This window comes from Nonomuraea sp. NPDC026600 (genome assembly GCF_040638335.1).
In the GTDB taxonomy this organism is placed as follows: domain Bacteria; phylum Actinomycetota; class Actinomycetes; order Streptosporangiales; family Streptosporangiaceae; genus Nonomuraea.
The window spans coordinates 26998-45837 of record NZ_JBEZYD010000046.1; the positions used below are offsets into that span (position 1 = coordinate 26998).

Annotated in this window: 16 protein-coding genes; 8 read left to right on the top strand and 8 right to left on the bottom strand. The window is 68.9% G+C overall.

The features are described from left to right. The first annotated feature begins 127 nt into the window (after positions 1-127). From AB0F17_RS56705 to AB0F17_RS56715, 3 genes are all read left to right on the top strand, one after another. A complete protein-coding gene (locus AB0F17_RS56705; RefSeq protein WP_358042596.1) occupies positions 128-1279 on the top strand; it encodes an acyl-CoA dehydrogenase family protein in 1152 nt (383 codons plus the stop codon). 61 nt (positions 1280-1340) lie between these two features. After that, entirely contained in the window at positions 1341-1838 is a 498-nt protein-coding gene (locus AB0F17_RS56710; protein WP_358042599.1) for an alpha/beta fold hydrolase, read from the top strand. A 536-nt stretch (positions 1839-2374) separates the two neighbouring features. Beyond that, a complete protein-coding gene (locus AB0F17_RS56715; protein ID WP_358042602.1) occupies positions 2375-2803 on the top strand; it encodes a hypothetical protein in 429 nt (142 codons plus the stop codon). Between the two features lie 64 nt (positions 2804-2867). On the opposite strand, the gene AB0F17_RS56720 is transcribed toward AB0F17_RS56715, so the two are convergent. From AB0F17_RS56720 to AB0F17_RS56730, 3 genes are read right to left on the bottom strand one after another with little or no spacing between them, the layout of a single operon-like run. Then, a complete protein-coding gene (locus tag AB0F17_RS56720; RefSeq protein WP_358042605.1) occupies positions 2868-3833 on the bottom strand; it encodes a carbohydrate ABC transporter permease in 966 nt (321 codons plus the stop codon). 1 nt (position 3834) lies between these two features. Then, positions 3835-4704 carry a sugar ABC transporter permease gene (locus AB0F17_RS56725; protein ID WP_358042608.1) on the bottom strand — a complete coding sequence of 290 codons (870 nt, stop codon included), beginning with the start codon at positions 4702-4704 and terminating at the stop codon, positions 3835-3837. Next, complete coding sequence (locus AB0F17_RS56730; RefSeq protein ID WP_358042611.1) at positions 4701-6020, bottom strand: extracellular solute-binding protein; 1320 nt, start codon at positions 6018-6020, stop codon at positions 4701-4703. Before AB0F17_RS56730 ends, AB0F17_RS56725 begins: the two co-directional genes overlap by 4 nt. Before the next feature lie 237 nt (positions 6021-6257). Between AB0F17_RS56730 and AB0F17_RS56735 the strand changes: the two genes are divergently transcribed. The 5 genes from AB0F17_RS56735 (at position 6258) to AB0F17_RS56755 (ending at position 12747) form a co-directional block, all read left to right on the top strand. Next, entirely contained in the window at positions 6258-7052 is a 795-nt protein-coding gene (locus AB0F17_RS56735; protein WP_358042614.1) for an FCD domain-containing protein, read from the top strand. Then, positions 7049-8095, top strand: coding sequence for an enolase C-terminal domain-like protein (locus AB0F17_RS56740; protein ID WP_358042616.1), 1047 nt, complete (start codon positions 7049-7051; stop codon positions 8093-8095). Before AB0F17_RS56735 ends, AB0F17_RS56740 begins: the two co-directional genes overlap by 4 nt. Before the next feature lie 107 nt (positions 8096-8202). Then, on the top strand, positions 8203-10758 hold the full coding sequence (locus AB0F17_RS56745; protein ID WP_358042619.1) for a discoidin domain-containing protein: 2556 nt from the start codon (positions 8203-8205) through the stop codon (positions 10756-10758). Between the two features lie 200 nt (positions 10759-10958). Further along, positions 10959-11576: an isochorismatase family cysteine hydrolase gene (locus AB0F17_RS56750; RefSeq protein ID WP_358042621.1), complete on the top strand. Its 618-nt coding sequence runs from the start codon at positions 10959-10961 to the stop codon at positions 11574-11576. A 13-nt stretch (positions 11577-11589) separates the two neighbouring features. Continuing rightward, the gene (locus AB0F17_RS56755; protein ID WP_358042624.1) at positions 11590-12747 is read left to right on the top strand and encodes an MFS transporter; all 1158 of its coding nucleotides are present in this window, start codon (positions 11590-11592) and stop codon (positions 12745-12747) included. Positions 12748-12782: 35 nt separating this feature from the next. Here AB0F17_RS56755 and AB0F17_RS56760 read toward each other — a convergent pair whose 3' ends face one another. From AB0F17_RS56760 to AB0F17_RS56780, 5 genes are all read right to left on the bottom strand, one after another. Then, entirely contained in the window at positions 12783-13748 is a 966-nt protein-coding gene (locus tag AB0F17_RS56760) for a LacI family DNA-binding transcriptional regulator (RefSeq protein ID WP_358042627.1), read from the bottom strand. 102 nt (positions 13749-13850) lie between these two features. Next, positions 13851-14777: a nucleoside hydrolase gene (locus AB0F17_RS56765; RefSeq protein WP_358042629.1), complete on the bottom strand. Its 927-nt coding sequence runs from the start codon at positions 14775-14777 to the stop codon at positions 13851-13853. A gap of 27 nt (positions 14778-14804) precedes the next feature. Beyond that, positions 14805-16091, bottom strand: a complete 1287-nt coding sequence (locus AB0F17_RS56770; RefSeq protein WP_358042632.1) for an ABC transporter permease — start codon at positions 16089-16091, stop codon at positions 14805-14807. Between the two features lie 5 nt (positions 16092-16096). Next, complete coding sequence (locus tag AB0F17_RS56775) at positions 16097-17317, bottom strand: ABC transporter permease (RefSeq protein WP_358042635.1); 1221 nt, start codon at positions 17315-17317, stop codon at positions 16097-16099. Beyond that, positions 17314-18828 carry an ABC transporter ATP-binding protein gene (locus tag AB0F17_RS56780; RefSeq protein ID WP_358042638.1) on the bottom strand — a complete coding sequence of 505 codons (1515 nt, stop codon included), beginning with the start codon at positions 18826-18828 and terminating at the stop codon, positions 17314-17316. The genes AB0F17_RS56775 and AB0F17_RS56780 overlap by 4 nt, the downstream gene beginning before the upstream one ends. Between the last annotated feature and the right edge of the window lie 12 nt (positions 18829-18840).

Genomic DNA, 18840 nt, shown 5'->3' on the forward strand with positions numbered 1-18840 from the left:
AGGATGAACCGCACTGAGTACTTTGGAGGCTCCTGACCTTGGAAATAAGGATGGAATCGTGCCGAAGGAGCAGATTCCCGGGAAGCCGCAGACAACGGGGCGCCACCCAACACCTCGGAGGACAGTCATGACCACGCCCCTGTTCGCACTACCTGAAGTTCATGCCGAGTTGCGTACGGTGGTGCGCGCCTTCGCCGAAAAGGTGGTCACACCCCGCGCGGCCGACATCGACTCCACCGACGAGTTTCCCCGGGACATGCTGGAACAACTGGTGTCCGCCGATCTGCATGCCGTGCACATCCCGGAGATGTACGGCGGCGCAGGCGGCGACGCCCTCTCGGCGGCGTTGGTGATGGAGGAGCTAGCACGGTCATCGGCAGCTGTCTCCTCAATCCCGTCGTCCAACATACTCGGCACCATCCCCTTGCTGCTCTCGGGATCCGAGCAGATGAAACAGCAGTACCTGCCGCAGGTCGCGAACGGCAGCGCGCTGTTTACCTTCGCGTTGTCCGAGCCCGAGGCCGGAAGCGACGTGGCAGCGATGTCCACCCGCGCAGTCTCGGTCGACGACGGCTGGAAGCTCAACGGAGTCAAGCGATGGATCACGCTGGCCGGTGTCGCCGACTACTACGTCGTGTTCGCCGTCACCAATCCAGATGCCGGCTCGAAGGGAATCTCCGCCTTTGTCGTCCACGTCGACGATGAGGGCGTCTCATTCGGCGCACCCGAACGGAAGATGGGACTGCACGGCTCCCCGACCCGCGAGGTGTACCTCGACTCCGTCCGCGTTGGCCACGACCGGCTCATCGGCGAGCCCGGCTCAGGGCTACGGACCGCCTTTGCCACCCTCGACCGCACGCGCGTCGACATCGCCGCACAAGCCGTCGGCATCGCCCAGGGCGCTCTCGACTACGCTCTCGGCTACGTCACCGAGCGACGGCAGTTCGGGCGACCGATCGCGGAGTTCCAAGGACTGCAGTTCATGCTCGCCGACATGGGCATGCGGCTTGAGGCCGCGCGACAACTTACCTACGCCGCAGCCGGTCGCGCGAACCGCAACGACGCCGACCTGACCTTCTTCGGCGCCGCCGCAAAGTGCTTCGCCTCCGACGTCGCAATGCAGATCACCACCGACGCGGTGCAACTTCTCGGCGGCTACGGCTACACCCGCGACTACCCGGTCGAACGCATGATGCGCGACGCCAAGATCACCCAGATCTACGAAGGAACCAACCAGATCCAAAGAGTCGTCTTCTCCCGGCTGCTGCTCCAAGGCTGACAACTAGAGTGTGTCCAGTAAACGGCGTGGGGTGTGTCCAGAACCGTACAGTCCCCGTGATTTGATCGCCGTCGACATCCGGGGCATGGGAGCCTCTGACAAACCCGCGGGCGGCTTCGACAAGAAGACGATGGCACGCGACGTCTACGAACTGGTGCGCAAGCTCGGCCACGACCGCGTCAATATCGCCGGGCACGACGTCGGGGCGATGGTCGCCTTCAGCTTCGCGGCCAACCACCTGGCTGCGACGCGCAAGCTTGCGTTACTGGACGTGCTGCACCCCGACGAGAGCCTCTACCAGATTCCGATGTTGCAGCGGCCAGGCGGCGACACACACATGTGGTGGTGGGCGTTCAACCAGGTCCAGGGTCTGCCGGAACGACTTCTCGCGGGCCGATCGCGGTTTCTGATCGACTGGCACTACGGCATCGGGCTCGTCGACCAAAGCTCGGTGACCGACCCGCGACAGGGCCATCTACGCGCGTTTACGACAAGGCCGAAGCCATCCGGGCGGGCAACGGCTGGTACCAGGCCTGCCACCAGGACATCCAGGACATGAAGACCTACGCCAAGGTGAGCGCCCCGTACTCGGCCTGGTCGCCCCGGACACCCGCCCCTGGTTCGAGGGCACACTGCCCCACGTGGCCACAGACGTCCGCGGCATCGTCACCATCGACAAGGCGCTGCACTGGCTGTGTGAGGAAGCTCCCGACCTGGTATCACGGTCACTGACCCAGTTCTTCGCCTGACGGCTCCGGACAAGGGCCTGCGGCCGCCACGATCACCCGCCAGAGCAGGTGAGCTGACATGCCCAGCCTTCCCCGCCCTCTCTCCGAGACATGTCTTCACCGCAATCCTGCAGGTCAAGACGTATAGCAAGCATCAAGGTGCGGGGAACGAGCGATCACCAGGCGTGTCCGGATCTGGTGATGCAGCGTCCGAGTCCGGCCGAGGCCGGCCGAGGCCCTGTTGGACACCCCGCCGGAGTGGGTTCTCTGTTGTTCACCGGTAGTGATCGGGCGAGCACGCCCGCCGCACCACGAGAACACGAGAAGACGTCGGCCCCTTCGGCCGACCCGGAGAAAGGAGACCACCATGCACGCACGTCACGGACTCGCCGGCATGCTCACCGCCGCCGTCATGGCTGCAGGCACGTTGCGGCCACACGAAGGAGTACGCATGAACCGCGAATTCGGCGGAAAGGCATTCCTGGCCGCCCTCACCGCGCCGATCCTGGGACTCCCACTGTTCGGGCCAGCGACCGCGGAGTCCAGCATCGTGCGGGCCACCGGTCCTTGCTATGTGGTGGATATCAACGACGACGATGTGAAGCGGGGAGCCCGCTCGGTCTGCCCGCCCGGCACGTGGCGGCACTGGCACCAGGTGCACGTCACCTGCAAGGGGTTCATCACCAGACACGACGAGCATGGGCCCATGGTCGGCGGCACCAGCGTGTCGGAGGTGCTGTGCCCGAGTGTCACCCGCCGCAGTGACTCCTGGAACACCCAGGGACCCGACGAGTAAGTCCACCGCCGACGAGGGTGCGGCAGCACCCAGGAGCGGTGATGACGAACGGAGACGTGGCTGATCATCCCTTGACGGCTCCTCCGAGCTGCCCGGCTCGCAGGTACCGCTGCGCGACGAGGAAGATCACGAGGATGGGTCCGACGGTGACGAGCCCGGCGAGCGCCGCCTCCGGCTGGTGGATGGGCAGGATCGTCGCGCCGTAGGACGGATTGACGGCGGCGGTGGAGCTGATCAGCGTCTGGAGGCCGAGCTGGAGGTTGTACTTGGAGTCGTCGGAGAGCATGACGAAGGGCAGGAAGTACTGGTTCCACGCCTGCACGAAGCAGAAGAACCCGGTGAGCCCAAGGGCGGGCCGGCCCAAGGGAAGGCCGAGGGACACGAAGGCCCGCCACTCCGACGCGCCGTCCATCCGGGCGGCCTCGATGAGACTGCGCGGAAGGTTGTCGTTGTAGTAGAGGTAGGTGAGGTAGACCCCGAAGGGGAAGAACGCGCTCGGAAGCACGACCGACCAGACGGTGTCGATCAGTTCGAGCCTGACCATCTCCAGGTAGAGGGGAAGGATCAGCGCGGCCTGTGGGATGATCATCGTCACCAGGGTGGCGTTCAACACGGCCCGGCGCCCGGGGAAGTCGTACATGGCGAGCGCGTAGCCGGCGGGGACCGCCATCAACAGCGCGAGGATCACCGCGGCCACCGAGTAGCCGATCGAGTTCGCCAGCCAGTCCAGGACCAGGCCATCGCCGAAGGTCATGAGGTTGGACCAGGCGCGGCCGAGGTCGGCGACGGATCCGAACGTCAGCGACGCGCCGGCGGTGAGGCGGTCGCGCGTGTGAGTCGGCGCCAGTACGAGCCACAGCAGCGGAATGACGAACGCGGCGGCGGAGACCAGCATGACGGTCGCCCCGACGACCGCGCTCGCCCGGCGCCGCAGCAGTGGTCCGGTGCCGGCTGTCCGGTCCGCCCTTGGTTCGGGCGCGGGGTCGCTCGTCCTGTCCGCCCTTGGTTCCAGCGCGGAGTCGGTGGCCATGTCAACCCTTCCTGCTGCCGGTCGCGTACAGATCGGTTCTGGCGATCACGAGGACTGCCACCAGCAGGCCCACGACGAGCAGCATGAGCGACAGCGCGGCGGCCATGCCGAAGTTCCCGCGCTGTGTGGCGAAGAAATAGGCGAGCTGGTTCAGCGACCACGTCTCGCTCACCTGGCTGGTGAACGCCGAGCGCAGCACCTGGGGTTCGACGAAGATCTGCGTCCCGTAGGCGAAGCTGGAGATCAGCATGAGGGCGAGCTGCGGCCGGATGTGGGGCACCTTGATGCGCATCGTCACCTGCCAGCCGTTTGCTCCGTCGACCCTCGCGGCCTCGAGGATCTCGCCGGGCACGGTGTTGAGCGCCGCGTACACCACGACGATCCAGCCGCCGGCGGTCACCATCGTGGCCATCACGGTGAGCACGATCGGCAGGCCCTGCCCGCCCAGCAGGTCGGTGCCGGAGCTGACGCCGGCGAGCCGTAGCAGCGGCGAGAACGGGCTGATTCCCGGGCTCAGCATGAACAGCCACAGCAGCGCCGCCGCCGCGCCGGTGACGGCGCCCGGCAGGTACCAGGCGAAGCGGCTCACCGCCGAGATCCGGCCGCCGTGGTGGTGGGCCAGCAGCGACAGCCCGGTGACGAACAGCAGCATGGTCGGCAGCCACATGCCCAGGTAGGTGGCGACATTCCGGGCCGACGGCAGGAGCCGGGCGTCGGCCAGCACCGCCGCCCAGTTCTCCAGCCCGGCGAAGGTCACGTCGGGGGTCTCGAACGAGACGCCCACGGCGTAGACGGCCGGCACCACGCCGAACATGAGGAGGAACACCAGGTACGGCGCGAGGAACAGGTACGGCGCGAAGTGCCGCCTCACGGGGTCACCGTGTAGCCCGCGTCCTTCGCCGCCTGGGTCAGTTGCTCGCCGAACTTCGGCATCAGGTCGGCGAGCTTGCCCTTGTCCTGGATGCCCTTGGCGACCGTCTCGTTGTAGCTGTTGATGACCGTCGCCGCGTACCGGGTGTACTTCCAGTTCTCGCGGATGAGGTCGGCCTGCGCCTTGAACACCGGAGAGGGATCCTCGGCGTAGTAGGGGTCGTTCGCCTTACCGGCCATCCATGCCTGCGCCGCCGGACGGTAGGCAGGGTAGGTGGGCTGCTTGCTCTGCAGACCGATGTCGGTGGTGAGCCAGGTGATGAGGTCGGCGGCACCCTGCGGGTTGGCGGCGTGCCTGCTCATGGCCCAGACCCCGCCGCCCACCGCGCCGGAGTATCCGACGCTCTCGCCCTCCCAGGTCGGCATCGGGGCCGCCGCGAGCTGGCCCGGCGGTGTCTTGTAGGTGGGCTTGAACGCGAAGTCGCCCGCCCACGACGCGAACGGAAGCATGAGGATCTTCCGCTGGGTGCCGAGGGCGACGAAGGCGGGGTCGAACTCGTCGAGCCGCGAGACCGACCCGTTGTCCAGCATCGGCTGGAGCAGGTTGTCGACGCGCGTGCACTCCACCGCATCGGGATTGATCCGGACGGTGGTGTCCGACTTGGCGTCGGTCAGCGGGCATCCGCTCGACTGGTAGTAGGTGAACAGCATGCCGTGGGCGCCGAGCGCTCCGACGACGTAGCCCGGGTGTTCTGAGGCCACCTTCGCCCCGAGGTCCTGGTACTCCTTCCAGGTCTTCGGGACGGTGTACCCGAACTGCTTCATGAGGCCCTTGTCGTACCAGAGCACCGTCTGGGCGATGTCGTTCTGCAGGCAGTAGAGATGACCCGCGATGGTGCAGTTGCCGACGGAGGTCTTCGCGAACGCGTCGATGACGTCCTGCTTCACCCGGCCGTCGAGGGGGGCCGCCCATTCGTAGGGCTTCGCCTGCAACGTCGCGAGGTTCTCCCCGGTGAACACGACGTCGGGCCAGCCCTGTCCCGCACGGTTGGCGAGCTGGACCTTCGTCTCGATGTAGCCGGACTCGTTCGGGATGGTGACCAGATCGATCTTCGCCGCGGGGTGCGACTTCTGGTACTCCTGGACCATCGGGACGCGAGTGGCGTCCGCCCACACCACGATCTTGGCGTTGGGGTCGGCGGTGGGTTGCTTGTCGGCACTCCGGCCACCGCCGCAGGCGGTCAGCGAGAGAAGTGCGGCGAGAGTGGCGCCTGTCGCGGTGATCACTGCGACACGGCCGCCTGGTCGACTGCTCATGGGGGCCCCTTCGTTCGGGTGAGGACGCAGCCGTCCGATGAAGAATCAGATCTATTTGGCTAACAAACAAGATCTGTTGCTGTTGGAGCGTAAGTATTCGAGCCAACGACCAGGATGTCAACGCTCTGTTTCCCAGATAGATCTGATCTATTTTCAATCCACCCTCGATGTGGCATGCTTCTCGCCAGTTAGGACCGGATGCTTCGCCCGGCGCCGAAGAACACCAGAGAGGGTCACATGAGCCCACGCGCCGCCCCTGAAGAGGGCGCCTCCCCGTCCGAACCCGCTCACGCGGCCACGAGCTACCGCCCCGGCTACGAGCTGGTGGCCGAACGGCTGCTGGTCTACATCGCCGAGCGGAAGCTGCAACCGGGTGACCGGCTGCCGACCGAGCAGCAGCTCGCGGAGATCTTCCAGTCAGGCCGGACGGTGACCCGCGAGGCCATCAAGGTCCTGGCGGCGGTAGGGCGGATCACGGTGCGCAAGGGCGCGGGCATCTTCGTCGCCGTTCCCTCCAACGCCGTGGCCGAAGAGCAGGTGGCCTACTTCCAGCCCACCAATCTTGAGCACGTGCTCATGATGTTCGATCATCGCCGGCTCATCGAGGCCGAGACGGCGCGCCGGGCCGCCACCCTGGCCACCCCCTTGCAGGTGCGCGCGATCCGTGAGGCGGCCGAGCAGTCGCTCGTCGCGGCGCCGGGATCCGACCACCGCGAGTTCGCGCGCTCCGACCGGCTCTTCCACGACGCCGTCGCCTCCGCCTCCGGCAACGTGTTCCTCCAGGCCTCGGTGACGACCCTTCGCGATTTCGCCCAGCAGTCGGACCTGCTGCTGTTCCGTGGCGATCTTCCAGGATCGCTCACCGTCGCCGCGCGCCAGCACGTCGCGGTCGCCGAGGCCGTCGCCGCGGGAGAGCCCGAGAAGGCCTCCGCCGCGATGATCGCGCATATCGACACGACCCAGGCCCAGTTCGAGCGCAGGATCAGAGATCGGCTGCTCAACGTCGTCGACGACCCGAAGGAGCGCCCTTGAGCGGAACGACGATCCAGGATGTCTGGGTCGATCAGGTACGACTGCCCGCCCAGCAGCCGTTCCGCTGGCGTGACGGCCTGCCCGGGTCCGAGCCGGAGCGCACCGGCGGCGTCCTGAGGGTCCGTACCGAGGACGGTGTGGTGGGCAGCGCGCCGACACCTCGCGGCGTCATCGCCGCCGACCTCGTCGAGCGCCGGGTCCGTGAGGAGCTGATCGGCCAGGACGCGCTGCGCCGCGAATGGCTGTGGCACCGCATGTGGGAGCTCGACCGCATCGAGGAGTTCCCGCTCTACTTCCTCGGCCTGGTGGACGTCGCGCTGTGGGACATCGCCGGCCGGCTCTCGGGGCTGCCCGTGCACGGCCTTCTCGGCAACTTCCGGGACGCCATCCCGGCCTACGCGTCGACCGTGACCTACTCCTCGATCGAGGAGTACCTCGACATCGCCGACCAGTGCGTCGAGCGGGGCTTCGGCGCGATCAAACTGCACGCCTGGGGCGACGGCCGCCGTGACGCCGAACTGGCCCGCCGGCTGCGCGAGCACGTCGGGGACGGCTTCCCGCTGATGTACGACGGCTCCGCCGGGTTCGACCTCGCCGACGCGATCCACCTCGGGCGGGCGCTCTCCGACCTCGGCTTCCTGTGGTATGAGGAGCCGATGCGGGAGTTCAACATCACGAGCCACCGCTGGCTGGCCGAGCGGGTGTCGGTGCCCCTGCTGGTCGGGGAGACGAGCGACGGCTCCCACATGAACATCGCCGACTTCATCAGCGCCGGCACCGCCACGCACGTACGCACCTCGGCCATCTTCAAGGGCGGCGTCACCGGAGCCATGCGCATCGCCCATCTCGCGGAGAGCTTCGGGCTCCGCGCGGAGGTTCACGGCATGGGGCTGGTCAACCAGCACCTGTGCATGGCCATTCCCAACACGACCTACTACGAGGCGCTGGTCTGGGGAAACCCGATCAGCACCGATGACTCCGTCGGCGCCGACGGCATGGTCCGCGCCGGCACCGCCCCGGGTTTCGGCGATCTCAACCCCTGATCGCGCCCCCTCGATCGCGCTCTTACCCCCCACCAGTTCTCCCTGGAGCGAGCCCGATGGTCCTTTCGCAACCCCTCCTTCGCCGTTCGATACTGCTGCTCAGCGCAATGTTCGTCCCCTTCGTACTGATTCCTCATGTCGTCTCCCCGGCCACGGCCGACGTGGGCACGAACTTCTACGTCTCCCCTCGTGGTGACGATTCCGCTCCGGGAACCCGCGACCGGCCGTTCAAGACCCTGGAACGAGCCCGCGACGCCGTACGCAGGGTCAACGCCCAAATGCGCAAGGACGTCGTCGTCAACATCGACGACGGCACGTATGTCCTCGACAAGCCCCTCGACCTCACCGCCGCCGACTCCGGCGCCAACGGCCACGAGGTGATCTGGCGCGCGATTCCCGGCCGCCATCCCGTGATCAGCGGCGGCCGTACCGTCACCGGCTGGACGCTGCAGGACGCGGCCAAGAACATCTACCGCGCCGCAGCGGGCGACCTCGACACGCGGCAGTTGTACGTCAACGGAAAGCGAGCCACCAGGGCACGCACGCCGGACGATCCGGTGACGTTCGCCAAGACCGCCACCGGATTCACCGTGTCCGACCCGGCGATGGCGGGCTGGAAGAACCAGTCCGACATCGAGGTCGTCACCCGCATCAGCTGGAAACTGCTCCGCTGCCCGGTCGCGTCGATCGCCGGGACGGCCGTCACCGTACAGGAACCGTGCTGGCACAACGCCAACCTGCACACCGGAATCGGCATGGAGAAGCCGACCTGGTTCGAGAACGCCTACGAACTGCTCGACCAGCCGGGAGAGTGGTACCTCGACAAGAGCGCGGGCGCGCTGTACTACATCCCGCTGCCCGGCCAGGATCCCCGGACCGCCGACGTGGTGGCGGGCGGCCTGGAAGCCCTGATCAAGGGCACCGGCACGGTCAGCCGGCCGATCCATGACATCCGGTTCGAGGGACTGACCTTCTCGCATGCCACCTGGCTGGCGCCGAACTCCGACGAGGGCTACGCCGACGTCCAGGCCGGTTTCCACATCGTCGGCAGCGGTAACCCCAACTTCGACTCGACCCGCGATTCGTGGGCCAAGACCCCCGCGGCGGTGACGTTCGCCAACGACCGCGGCATCACCTTCCATCGGAACGTCTTCACCCACCTTGGCGCCGCCGCACTGAACTTCGACACCGGCAGCAAGGGCGCCACGATCACCGGCAACCGGTTCCAGGACGTCTCCTCCGCCGGAATCCAGGTCGGTGGCATCGCCGTGGTCGACCACCACCCGGACGACCCCCGACTGGTGACCGAGGACAACACCGTGTCCGACAACGTGGTCACGGACGTGGGCGCCGAATACGCCGACGCGGTCGGCATCTTCATCGGTTACACGACCAGGACCTCCCTCACCCACAACGTGCTGTACGCGCTCCCGTACAGCGCGATCTCCGTCGGCTGGGGATTCGGGCTGACCGACCCGGGCGGCAACCCTGCCTATGACGGCAATCTGGGCACCCCGATCTACGACACTCCGACGACGAGCATGGGCAACACCATCCAGGCGAACCTGATCCACGACGTGATGACCGGACTGGCCGACGGCGGCGGGATCTACCACCTCGGCGCCGACCCCGGAACGGTGATCTCGGGCAACTACATCCGCAGCCTCGGACCGGACGGCTACGGTCCGGTGTACCTCGACGAGGGCAGCCGCTACGTGAAGGTCACCGAGAACGCCCTGTGCGACCTCGACGTCAGATGGCTCCTGATCAACGGGGGCGGGGCTCGGCACAACACGGCTGAATACAACTTCACCGACAATCCCGCGACCGCGCTGCAGGGCAGCCCCAACAACGTTCTCGCCAACAACGTCACGGTGCCCGGCTGCGAGGCGCTCCCCGCGTCGGTGACCGCCGCCGCCGGGCTCGAACCGGCCTACCGTGACCTCGACCCGGCCCAGCCGGCCGGTGACCGAAACTCCCCCACCGCGCCCACCGGCCTCCAGGGGTCCGCCGCGCTGCCCACGGTCGCCGACCTGAGCTGGACCGCCTCACGAGACGACACCGCGGTGACCGGCTACGAGATCTACCGTGACGGCCGGCTCGTCAACGCCACGGCGACGCCTTCCGTACGCATCGGCGGGCTGACCGCCGGTGGCACCTACCCGTTCACTGTGCGGGCCCGCGACGCGGCCGGCAACCTGTCGGCGGAGAGCGCCTCGGTGTCGGTGACGACGCCGAACAGCGTCAACCTCGCACTGGGGAAGACCGCAACCGCCTCGTCCATGTACTCGGCCGAGTACACCCCGGCCATGGCCTTCGACGGCTCCATGTCCAGCCGGTGGGCCCAGGGAGCCGGCCTGCCCGACCCGTCCTGGCTCCAGGTCGACCTCGGATCGCTACGGAAGATCACCGGCGTCGTGACGACCTTCGAGAAGTCGTCCGGCTACAAGTACAAGATCGAGTACTCGGCGGACACCACCGATCCGAGCGGCTGGACCAGCCTGGAGGACCACACAGCCGCCCCGACCACGACCCAGACCACCTACTCCCTGCCCCCGAGCGCGGTGAACGCCCGCTACGTCCGCATCACGATCAACGACTCGAGCTCCTCGGGTGGCAGCATCTACGAACTCGGCGTCTACGGCGCGCCGGCCGCCGGGTAAAGCGGGTCGGCCGGCGAAATGCGCGGTCATCGGGTGCATCAGCGTAAAGGAGACGAAGCGGTTGCCGCGGCGCCGCGCATCGACCGCAAGACGTGCCCACCGCGTCCAGGCAGGCGGCCCCGCAGCCACACCTGTTGACGATACCGCCGACCGGCGGTATCGTCCCGTCCCGCTTATCTAAACGATTAGAAGGACGGCCTATGACACGGTCAGGCATCGACGCGCTCCTCGTCGTCGACGTACAGCACTACTTCGCCCGGCCCGATTTCCTGAGAAGTCACCAGGTCCCGGTGGAGGCGGTGACGCGCGTCCAGGCGGCCGTCGAGGAGATCGCCGATCTCGTGGACGACGCGCGATCGGCGGATGTCCCGATCTTCTGGATCCAGAACACGACCCGGCTCGGTGCGCCCTGGGAGGCCAACAGGAGATTCCGTGGTCCGGCTACCGGGTTCGGGTTCGACGCGTGCATGGAAGGCGCCGAACTCGCCGAGTTCTATCGGGTCCAGCCGCTCGGTGCGGAGACCGTCGTCCGCAAGGAGAGGTACAGCGCGTTCATCGGCACGCCGCTCGAGTCGATGCTGCGGCAGGCCGGAGTCGATCGTGTCACCGTGACCGGGCTCACCACCGAGTGCTGCGTCGCGTCGACGGCGAACGACGCCTTCCAGCTTGGATGGGACGTCCAGGTGCCCGCCGACTGCTGCGCGTCCTACCAGGAGGACCTGCACCGCGCGGCGCTGACCGCCATCGCGCTGAACATCGGCGAGGTGACGGCGCGTGAGCAGGCGGCCGCCGATTGGCGCCGATCCCGCGGTGCGTGAGGTTCATCGGCATGTGAGGTTCATCGTCGTCGTCCTCGGCATCGCGGCCGCCGGGATGAGCACCTTCCTCCCCGCGGGCCTGGCCGACGCGGTGGCGCGGGATCTCGGCACGGACCCTGGCCGGATCCACCTCGCCACCGTGGCCTATTCGGTCACGTACGCGGTCTGCGTGCCGTTCACGCCGGCCCTCGGCCGCCGGCTCGCCTGGCACGGCGTCATCTCGATCGGCGCGGCGCTGCTCGTCGTGGCCGGTGTGCTCGGCGCGCTGGCCCCGGCTTACGCCGCCTTCGTCGTCTCCCGGACGATCGCCGCCATCGGCGCGGCGACGCTCGTTCCAGTCCTCCTGTCCACGGCTGCGGCCGCGCGCCGACCGAGCACGGCGACGGGGGTCGCGTTCGCCGTCCTGGCGGCCGCGACCTCGTTCACACCCGACCTGGCCCGGGCGTTCGTCAGCCGGCTCCCCTGGCAACTGGTGCTGATGGGGCCGGCCCTCATCGGCCTCGCCGCCGCTGTCGTGGCGTTCGCAGTGCGCGGCGCGACCGCCGCGGTCGTGGGGTTCGCGGTGCGCGGCGCGACGACGGACCGGCCAGAGCGGCCGCGGCCGGTCGGCTATCTCGGCACTCTGGCGGCCTGCGGATTCTGGCTGCTGCTCACGACGGTCTCGATGGCGTCGGCCTACACGGTGTTCGGCCGATCGGAGGAGCTCGCGACCCAGGTCGGGGCGGACGTGGCCGGGTCGGCGGTTTTCGGCGCCGGGGGCGTCGTCGCCACTCCGCTGGTCGGCCTCCTGCTGCAGAACCGGAGGCGGCACCCCGAACGGCTGCTGGTCGGCGCGCTCGCGGTGCTGTGCCTGGTGTTCCTGGGGTTCGTCGCCCTGACGCACGTCGATGGGGCCTCGGCGACGGGCGTCGCCGTGCTGTTCGGCATGTGGGGCGCGGCCACCTGGTCGATCAGCCCCGTCATTCAGCGACTGCTCCTGCGCGCCGCGGGGTCGCAAGGCGTGGTCGCGGTCGGCCTCAACGCCGCCGCGCTCTATGCCGGGATCGGCGCGGGGACGGCGCTCGGCGCGGTGAGCCCGACGATCGACGCCGGGCTGTCGATCGCCGTCCTGCTGTCGGCTCTCGCCGCGCTGACCGTGCTCATCCGGTCGCGGGTCGCTCAGGCGCCGTAGTCCTCAGACGTCGTGGTCCTCAGACGTCGTGGTCCTCAGACGTCGTGGTCACAGCCGCAGCTCGTACGGACGATCAAGGACCCGAGCGACTCGCCGGCGTCAGGGCGTCCGGTCAGCAGGCCGACCGCCCGCGCGGCCATCGACTCCACCGGCTGCCGCACGACCGTCAACGGCGGAGCGGTGAACGCCGTCTCGGCGGATCCGTCGAGGCTGATGACGGCGAGGTCGTCCGGGATCCGCACCCCCAGTTGGTAGGCGGCGGACAGGATCCCGAGCGCCTGGACGTCGGAGGCGACCACCAGCGACCTCGCCGGCGTCCCGAGCCGGTGCTGTCGCCGGAACTCGGCGGCCGCTTCCCCGCTGCTGTAGCCGGACCGGTAGAGCGTGCCGTCGTCGCCGACGAGCGCGGCCCATGCGCGGGTTCGCTCGCCGGTGGGGCCGACGTCGTCGGGGCCCGCCCAGAATGCCGGCGCGCCGTGACCGTGGCTCCGGAGGTGCTCCACCGCCGCACGGACGCTGTGTGTGTTGTCGCTCTCGACGAGCAGGCCCTCGACACCGTCGGGTTTGTGATGAACGTAGACGACCGGGACGTCGATCTCGACCGGAAGCTCCTGGTCCGGCCAGAACGCCGTGATCAGCAGCCCATCGACCTGAGCGCTGAGCAGCGCCTCGATGGCCTGGCGCTCGGACCGTCCGGACACCGCGGCGTGGCTCACGAGCGCGAACCGGTCGGCGTCGCCGAGTGCACGCACGATCGCCCGGGTGAGCTCGCCGAAGTAGGGAATGGTCGCGTCGGGCGTCAGCACCCCGACCAGGCCCGTGCGGCCGGAACGCAGGGCTCGCGCGATCCGGTTCTGCCGATATCCGAGCTCAGCGGCCGCGGTGAGCACCCGCTCCCTGGTGGCGGGCGCGACGTTGCGCGGCCCGTCGTTGAGCACGTAGCTCACCACGGCGGTCGACGTGCCCGCCCGTTTGGCGACATCCGCGTACGTGACCACCATGGTTCCTCACTCTACTGGCGTGCGGGCCGACGCCGGTCGGAGGACCTGCGACCGGCGCGGGCCGGCGCCGGCCCGCGCCGACCCGTACCGGCCCTTACCGCGTCAGAGGGTCACGGCGGCCCGCAGCGCGTCGAGAAAGACCTGGCCGTCGGCACTCGTCACGACGCGGGTGTTCACCGGTCGCGGCGGGGTGCGGCGGTCGGCGTAGGTGTGCCCGCGAGTCACCGGGTCGGTCGACACCTGCAAGTGGAGGTCCTCGGCGCTGACGATCATGCCGGGATCGATGGCGATCGCCATGGCGATGGGGTCGGGGAGGTCGTAACCGGCCAGCCCGGTCTCCTCGACCGCGAACGCGTGCACGTCGCGGTTGATGTCGGCGGCGAAGCTCCCGAGTCTCCCGAGATCGCGCAGCCGGCGATCCTCGGCCGGATCGATCACCGCGTACTTGCGGGAGATGTCCCAGCCGACCATGGTCTTCTCGCCCGGCGCCCGGAGCACGACCTGCGCCGCCTCGGGATCGGCCCAGGCGTTGTACTCGGCGATCGCGGACACGTTGCCGTTGCCGTCGCTGGTGCCCAGCATCATGTAGGTGTGCCGGAACCTCGTGAGGAACCCGGGATCGATCGTGACGGCGGCCGCGATGTTCGTGAGCGGTCCCAGCGTGACGAGCGTATGCTGCCCGGGCTCGTCCCGGGCGATGGCGAGAAGCGCGAGCACGGCGTGGCCGTCCTGCGTCGCCATCCGCGGCTCGGGCAGCGACGTTCCGCTCATCCCATCGGAGCCGTGCACGTTCTGCGCGGTCCCGAGGTCGCGGACGAGCGGAGCGCCGCATCCCGCCCACACCGGGACGTCGGCGGCCCCCGCCAGTTCGAGGGTGACCTTCGCGTTGCGGACGCCCTGCACGAGGGGCACATTCCCGGCGACGACCGTGACGGCGCGGATCCGCGACCGTGGATCGCGCGCGGCCAGCAACAGGGCGACGGCGTCATCGGACGCGGTGTCGGTGTCGATGACGAAACTCTGGGACACTAGTGATCTTCTCCTTGTTCTGTGCACTCAGGACTTGAGGTAGGGCTTTCCGCCCGCCGCGGGCGCGCGGGACCGCCCGACCAGGCCGGCGACCGCGAACACCGTGATGACGTAGGGCAGCATGAGCAGGAACTCGCTCGGCACAGGGGAGCCGATGATGCCGAGCATGCTCTGCAGGTTCGTGGCGAATCCGAACAGCAGCGCCGCCAGCGTGGCCCGGATCGGGTGCCATCGGCCGAAGATGACGGCCGCGAGGGCGATGAAGCCCATGCCGTTCGTCATCTCCTTGTTGAACGCGCCGACGGAGTCGAGCGTGAAGTAGGCACCGCCGACGCCGGCGATCGCGCCGGCCAGGGCGACGTTCCGGAACCGGGTGCGGTTGACGTTGATGCCGACCGTGTCGGCCGCGCTCGGGTGCTCGCCGACCGCGCGTACCCGCAGCCCCCAGCGGGTCTTGAACAGGCCGAACCACACGGCGAACACCGCGAGGTACATGAGGTACACGATGATCGTCTGCCGGAAGAGCACCGGCCCGATGATCGGGATCGCCGACAGCCCGGGAATCGGCAGTACGGGGAACCGGTCGGGCGCGTTGAACAGCTCGGCGTCGGACTTCAGCACTTTCGCGTACAGGAAGCCTGTCAGCCCGGTCACGAGCACGTTCAGCACGACGCCGACGATGACCTGGTCGACGACGTACCGGATCGCGAGAGCGGCGAGCACGAGGGCGACGAGCACGCTGCCGGCCACCGCCGCGACGAGCCCGAGGACGGGTTGACCGGTGACCGACCCGACAACCGCGGCCGAGAACGCGCCAAGCAGTAGCTGGCCCTCGATCGCGACGTTCACCACGCCCGCGCGCTCGCCGATGACGCCCCCGAGGGCGCCGAAGACCAGCGGGGTACTGAGCGCGAGGCCGCCGACCAGCAGACCGGGAACGGGCACGGTTCGTCCCGCCGACGCCCAGGTGAGGAACGCGACGAGGAACACGGCCGCGAATCCCGCGATGAGCCAGAGCGGCACCCGCCGGGCGGCTCCGACCAGCACGAACGCGTGGGCCGCGACCGCGAGCCCGGCGAGCACGAGCGCGAGCGCGGTGACGGTGCCGCCCGTGGGGACCGCCAGCGGGGGGAGCGCGACGAGGTCGCCGCGCGTCGCGAGGCCGAAGGTGCTCGTTCCGGCACGTGTGGCCACGAAGCCGAGAATGAGGGCGACGACGGCGAACGCGTCGAGCACGATCGGCGCCTTCCAGTCGCGGCTCACGGCCTTCCGGGCGCTGACGGTCGTCGTCGCGACACCGCTCACACCGCTCACGCCGTTCACCCGGCCACCGTTTCCGTACGGCGGTGCGGCAAGGCGGCGGCAGGGGCGGGCAGCCGGAACACGGCACGGACGAGGGGCGGCGCCGCGATCAGCAGGACGATCACGGACTGCACGACGAGGACGAGGTCGATCGGGACCGCCTGGGTCGCCTGAATCGCGTACCCGCCCGTCTTGAGCGCGCCGAACAGGAGGCCGGCGGCGAAGACGCCCCACGGGCGCGAGCGCCCGAGCAGTGCGACCGTGATGGCGTCGAAGCCGATGCCCGCGTCGACCCCCGAGCCGAAGCCCATGGTCGTCGTGCCGAGCACCTGCGAAGCACCGGCGAGGCCGGCGAGACCGCCGGACATCATCAGCGCGACCAGGTACACGCGCTGCACGTCGATGCCGGCGACCCGCGCCGCTCTCGGGTTCTCGCCGACCGCCCGGAACCGGAAGCCCATGCTGGAACGGTTCAGCACCCACCAGATGAGGATCGTGGCCATGACCACGAGCACGAACCCGGCGTGCAGGCGGAAGGAACCGATGCCGAGCAGGTCCGACAGCGTCGGCATCACCGCCGTGTCGAGCGCCGCCGGCGACTTCGGGTTGTTCGAGCCGGGCGCCTGTAGCGCCCCGGGAGTCCGCAGCAGGAACGACACGAGGTAGAAGGCGACGTAGTTGAGCATGATCGTGACGATCACCTCGTGCGCACCGGTCCGGGCTTTGAGCACACCGGCGATGCCGCCCCACAGCGCGCCGCCGACGATCGCGCCGAGCACGCAGACGAGCATGTGCAGGAGGTACGGCATAGGGAACGACCAGCTGATCCAGCCGGCGACGGCGGCTGCGACGAGCATCTGTCCCCGGCCGCCGATGTTGAACATGCCCGCCCGGAACGCGACGGAGACACCGAGACCGGCCGCGATGAGCGGGGTCGCGAGCGTGAGCGTCTCGGTGAGCGGCTTGATCTGGTTCGCCCAGCCCGCACGCGTCCCGTTGAAGAAGGCGCCCTGGAACAGCGCCGAGCACGCGCCGGCGATGGCGTCGCCGGCCGCCAGGACGGTGTCGCCGGGACGCGCGAGCAGGTAGCCGGCGGCCGCCTGCACCTCGGGATCGGTGAGCACGATGAGGATGCCGCCGGCCACCAGGGCGAGCCCGATCGCGAGGACGGAGACGACGGCGTCACCGCCGGCGATCTCCCTGAGCAGCCGATGCGAGCGGGGTACGTCCTGTCTCATGCCGCCACCGCCTGGGCGGTGCCGCCGGCCATCATGAGACCGAGCACGTCGCGCGGCGTGTCACCGGGCACGATGCCGACGATCCGGCCGCGGAACATCACGGCGATGCGGTCCGCGAGCGCGACGACCTCGTCGAGCTCGGTCGACACGACGATCACGGCCACCCCCGCATCGCGGGTCCGAAGGATCCGCTTGTGGATGAACTCGATCGAGCCGACGTCGACGCCGCGGGTGGGCTGGGCGGCGACGAACAGCCGGAGCTCGCGATTCAGCTCCCGGGCGAGCACGACCTTCTGCTGGTTGCCGCCGGACAGACGGCCGACGTGGGTGTCGATCCCCTGCGCGCGGATGTCGAACTCGGTGATCGCGGCACGGGCGAACGTCTCGATCGCGTTGAGCTGAAGCGCGCCCGCCCGCACGAACGGAGCACCGTTCGAGCGCGCGAGCATGAGGTTCTCAGCGATCGTGAACTCGGCGACGAAGCCGTCCTCCGTACGGTCCTCCGGCACGAACCCGACCCCCGCGTCGAGGACCTGCCGCGGCGTGCGACCGACCAACTCGGCCCCGTCGAGCGTGATCGAGCCTTCGACCCGCGGCCGCAGCCCGAGGATCGCCTCCGTCAGCTCGGTCTGGCCGTTGCCCTGCACCCCGGCGATTGCGAGAATCTCCCCGCACCGCACCGCCAGGTCGACGTGCGACACGACGTACTGGCCGCGCGCGTCGATCACGGACAGGTCGCGCAGCACGAGCGCGGTATCCCCGAGCCTGGCCGGTGCCTTCCGCACCGTCAGCTCGACCGCGCGGCCGACCATCATCGATGCGAGCTCGGCGTTACCGGCCGTGGGCGAGGCCTCGCCGACCACCTTGCCGTGACGCACCACCGTGATGCGGTCGGCGACCTCGCGCACCTCACGCAGCTTGTGGGTGATGAACACGATCGCGGTGCCACGCTCCTTGAGCCGGCGCATGATCGCCATCAGCTCGTCGGTCTCCGGGGGCGTGAGCACGGCGGTGGGCTCGTCGAAGACCAGAATCCGGGCGTCACGGGAGAGGGCCTTGATGATCTCGACTCGCTGCTGCACGCCGACCGGGAGATCCGCCACGAGCGCGTCAGGGTCGATGTCGAACCCGAAGCGCTCCGCGATCTCCCGCACGCGGACCCGGGCGGCATCGAGGTCGAGCGTGCCACCGCCACGCGTGGGCTCGTCGCCGAGCATCATGTTCTCGGCGACCGTGAACACGGGGATGAGCATGAAGTGCTGGTGCACCATGCCGATCCCGGCGTTCATCGCGTCGCCCGGGCTGGAGAACCGCTGGACCACGCCGTCCAGGAGGATCTCGCCCTCGTCGGCCTGGTACAGCCCGCACAGCACGTTCATGAGAGTGGACTTGCCCGCGCCGTTCTCGCCGAGGAGGCAGTGGATCTCGCCGGACCTGATCACCAGGTCGATGTGGTCGTTCGCGGTCAGGCCGCCGAACCGCTTGGTGATGTCGCGGAGCTCGAGTTTCATGAGGTTTGGCCT

What these genes read in the sequence shown, in the direction of transcription:
- AB0F17_RS56705 (WP_358042596.1), top strand. Translation starts at nt 128, where the DNA reads ATGACCACGCCCCTGTTCGCACTACCTGAAGTTCATGCCGAGTTGCGT.
- AB0F17_RS56715 (WP_358042602.1), top strand. Translation starts at nt 2,375, where the DNA reads ATGCACGCACGTCACGGACTCGCCGGCATGCTCACCGCCGCCGTCATG.
- AB0F17_RS56720 (WP_358042605.1), bottom strand. Translation starts at nt 3,833, where the DNA reads ATGGCCACCGACTCCGCGCTGGAACCAAGGGCGGACAGGACGAGCGAC.
- AB0F17_RS56730 (WP_358042611.1), bottom strand. Translation starts at nt 6,020, where the DNA reads ATGAGCAGTCGACCAGGCGGCCGTGTCGCAGTGATCACCGCGACAGGC.
- AB0F17_RS56735 (WP_358042614.1), top strand. Translation starts at nt 6,258, where the DNA reads ATGAGCCCACGCGCCGCCCCTGAAGAGGGCGCCTCCCCGTCCGAACCC.
- AB0F17_RS56745 (WP_358042619.1), top strand. Translation starts at nt 8,203, where the DNA reads ATGTTCGTCCCCTTCGTACTGATTCCTCATGTCGTCTCCCCGGCCACG.
- AB0F17_RS56750 (WP_358042621.1), top strand. Translation starts at nt 10,959, where the DNA reads ATGACACGGTCAGGCATCGACGCGCTCCTCGTCGTCGACGTACAGCAC.
- AB0F17_RS56760 (WP_358042627.1), bottom strand. Translation starts at nt 13,748, where the DNA reads ATGGTGGTCACGTACGCGGATGTCGCCAAACGGGCGGGCACGTCGACC.
- AB0F17_RS56775 (WP_358042635.1), bottom strand. Translation starts at nt 17,317, where the DNA reads ATGAGACAGGACGTACCCCGCTCGCATCGGCTGCTCAGGGAGATCGCC.
- AB0F17_RS56780 (WP_358042638.1), bottom strand. Translation starts at nt 18,828, where the DNA reads ATGAAACTCGAGCTCCGCGACATCACCAAGCGGTTCGGCGGCCTGACC.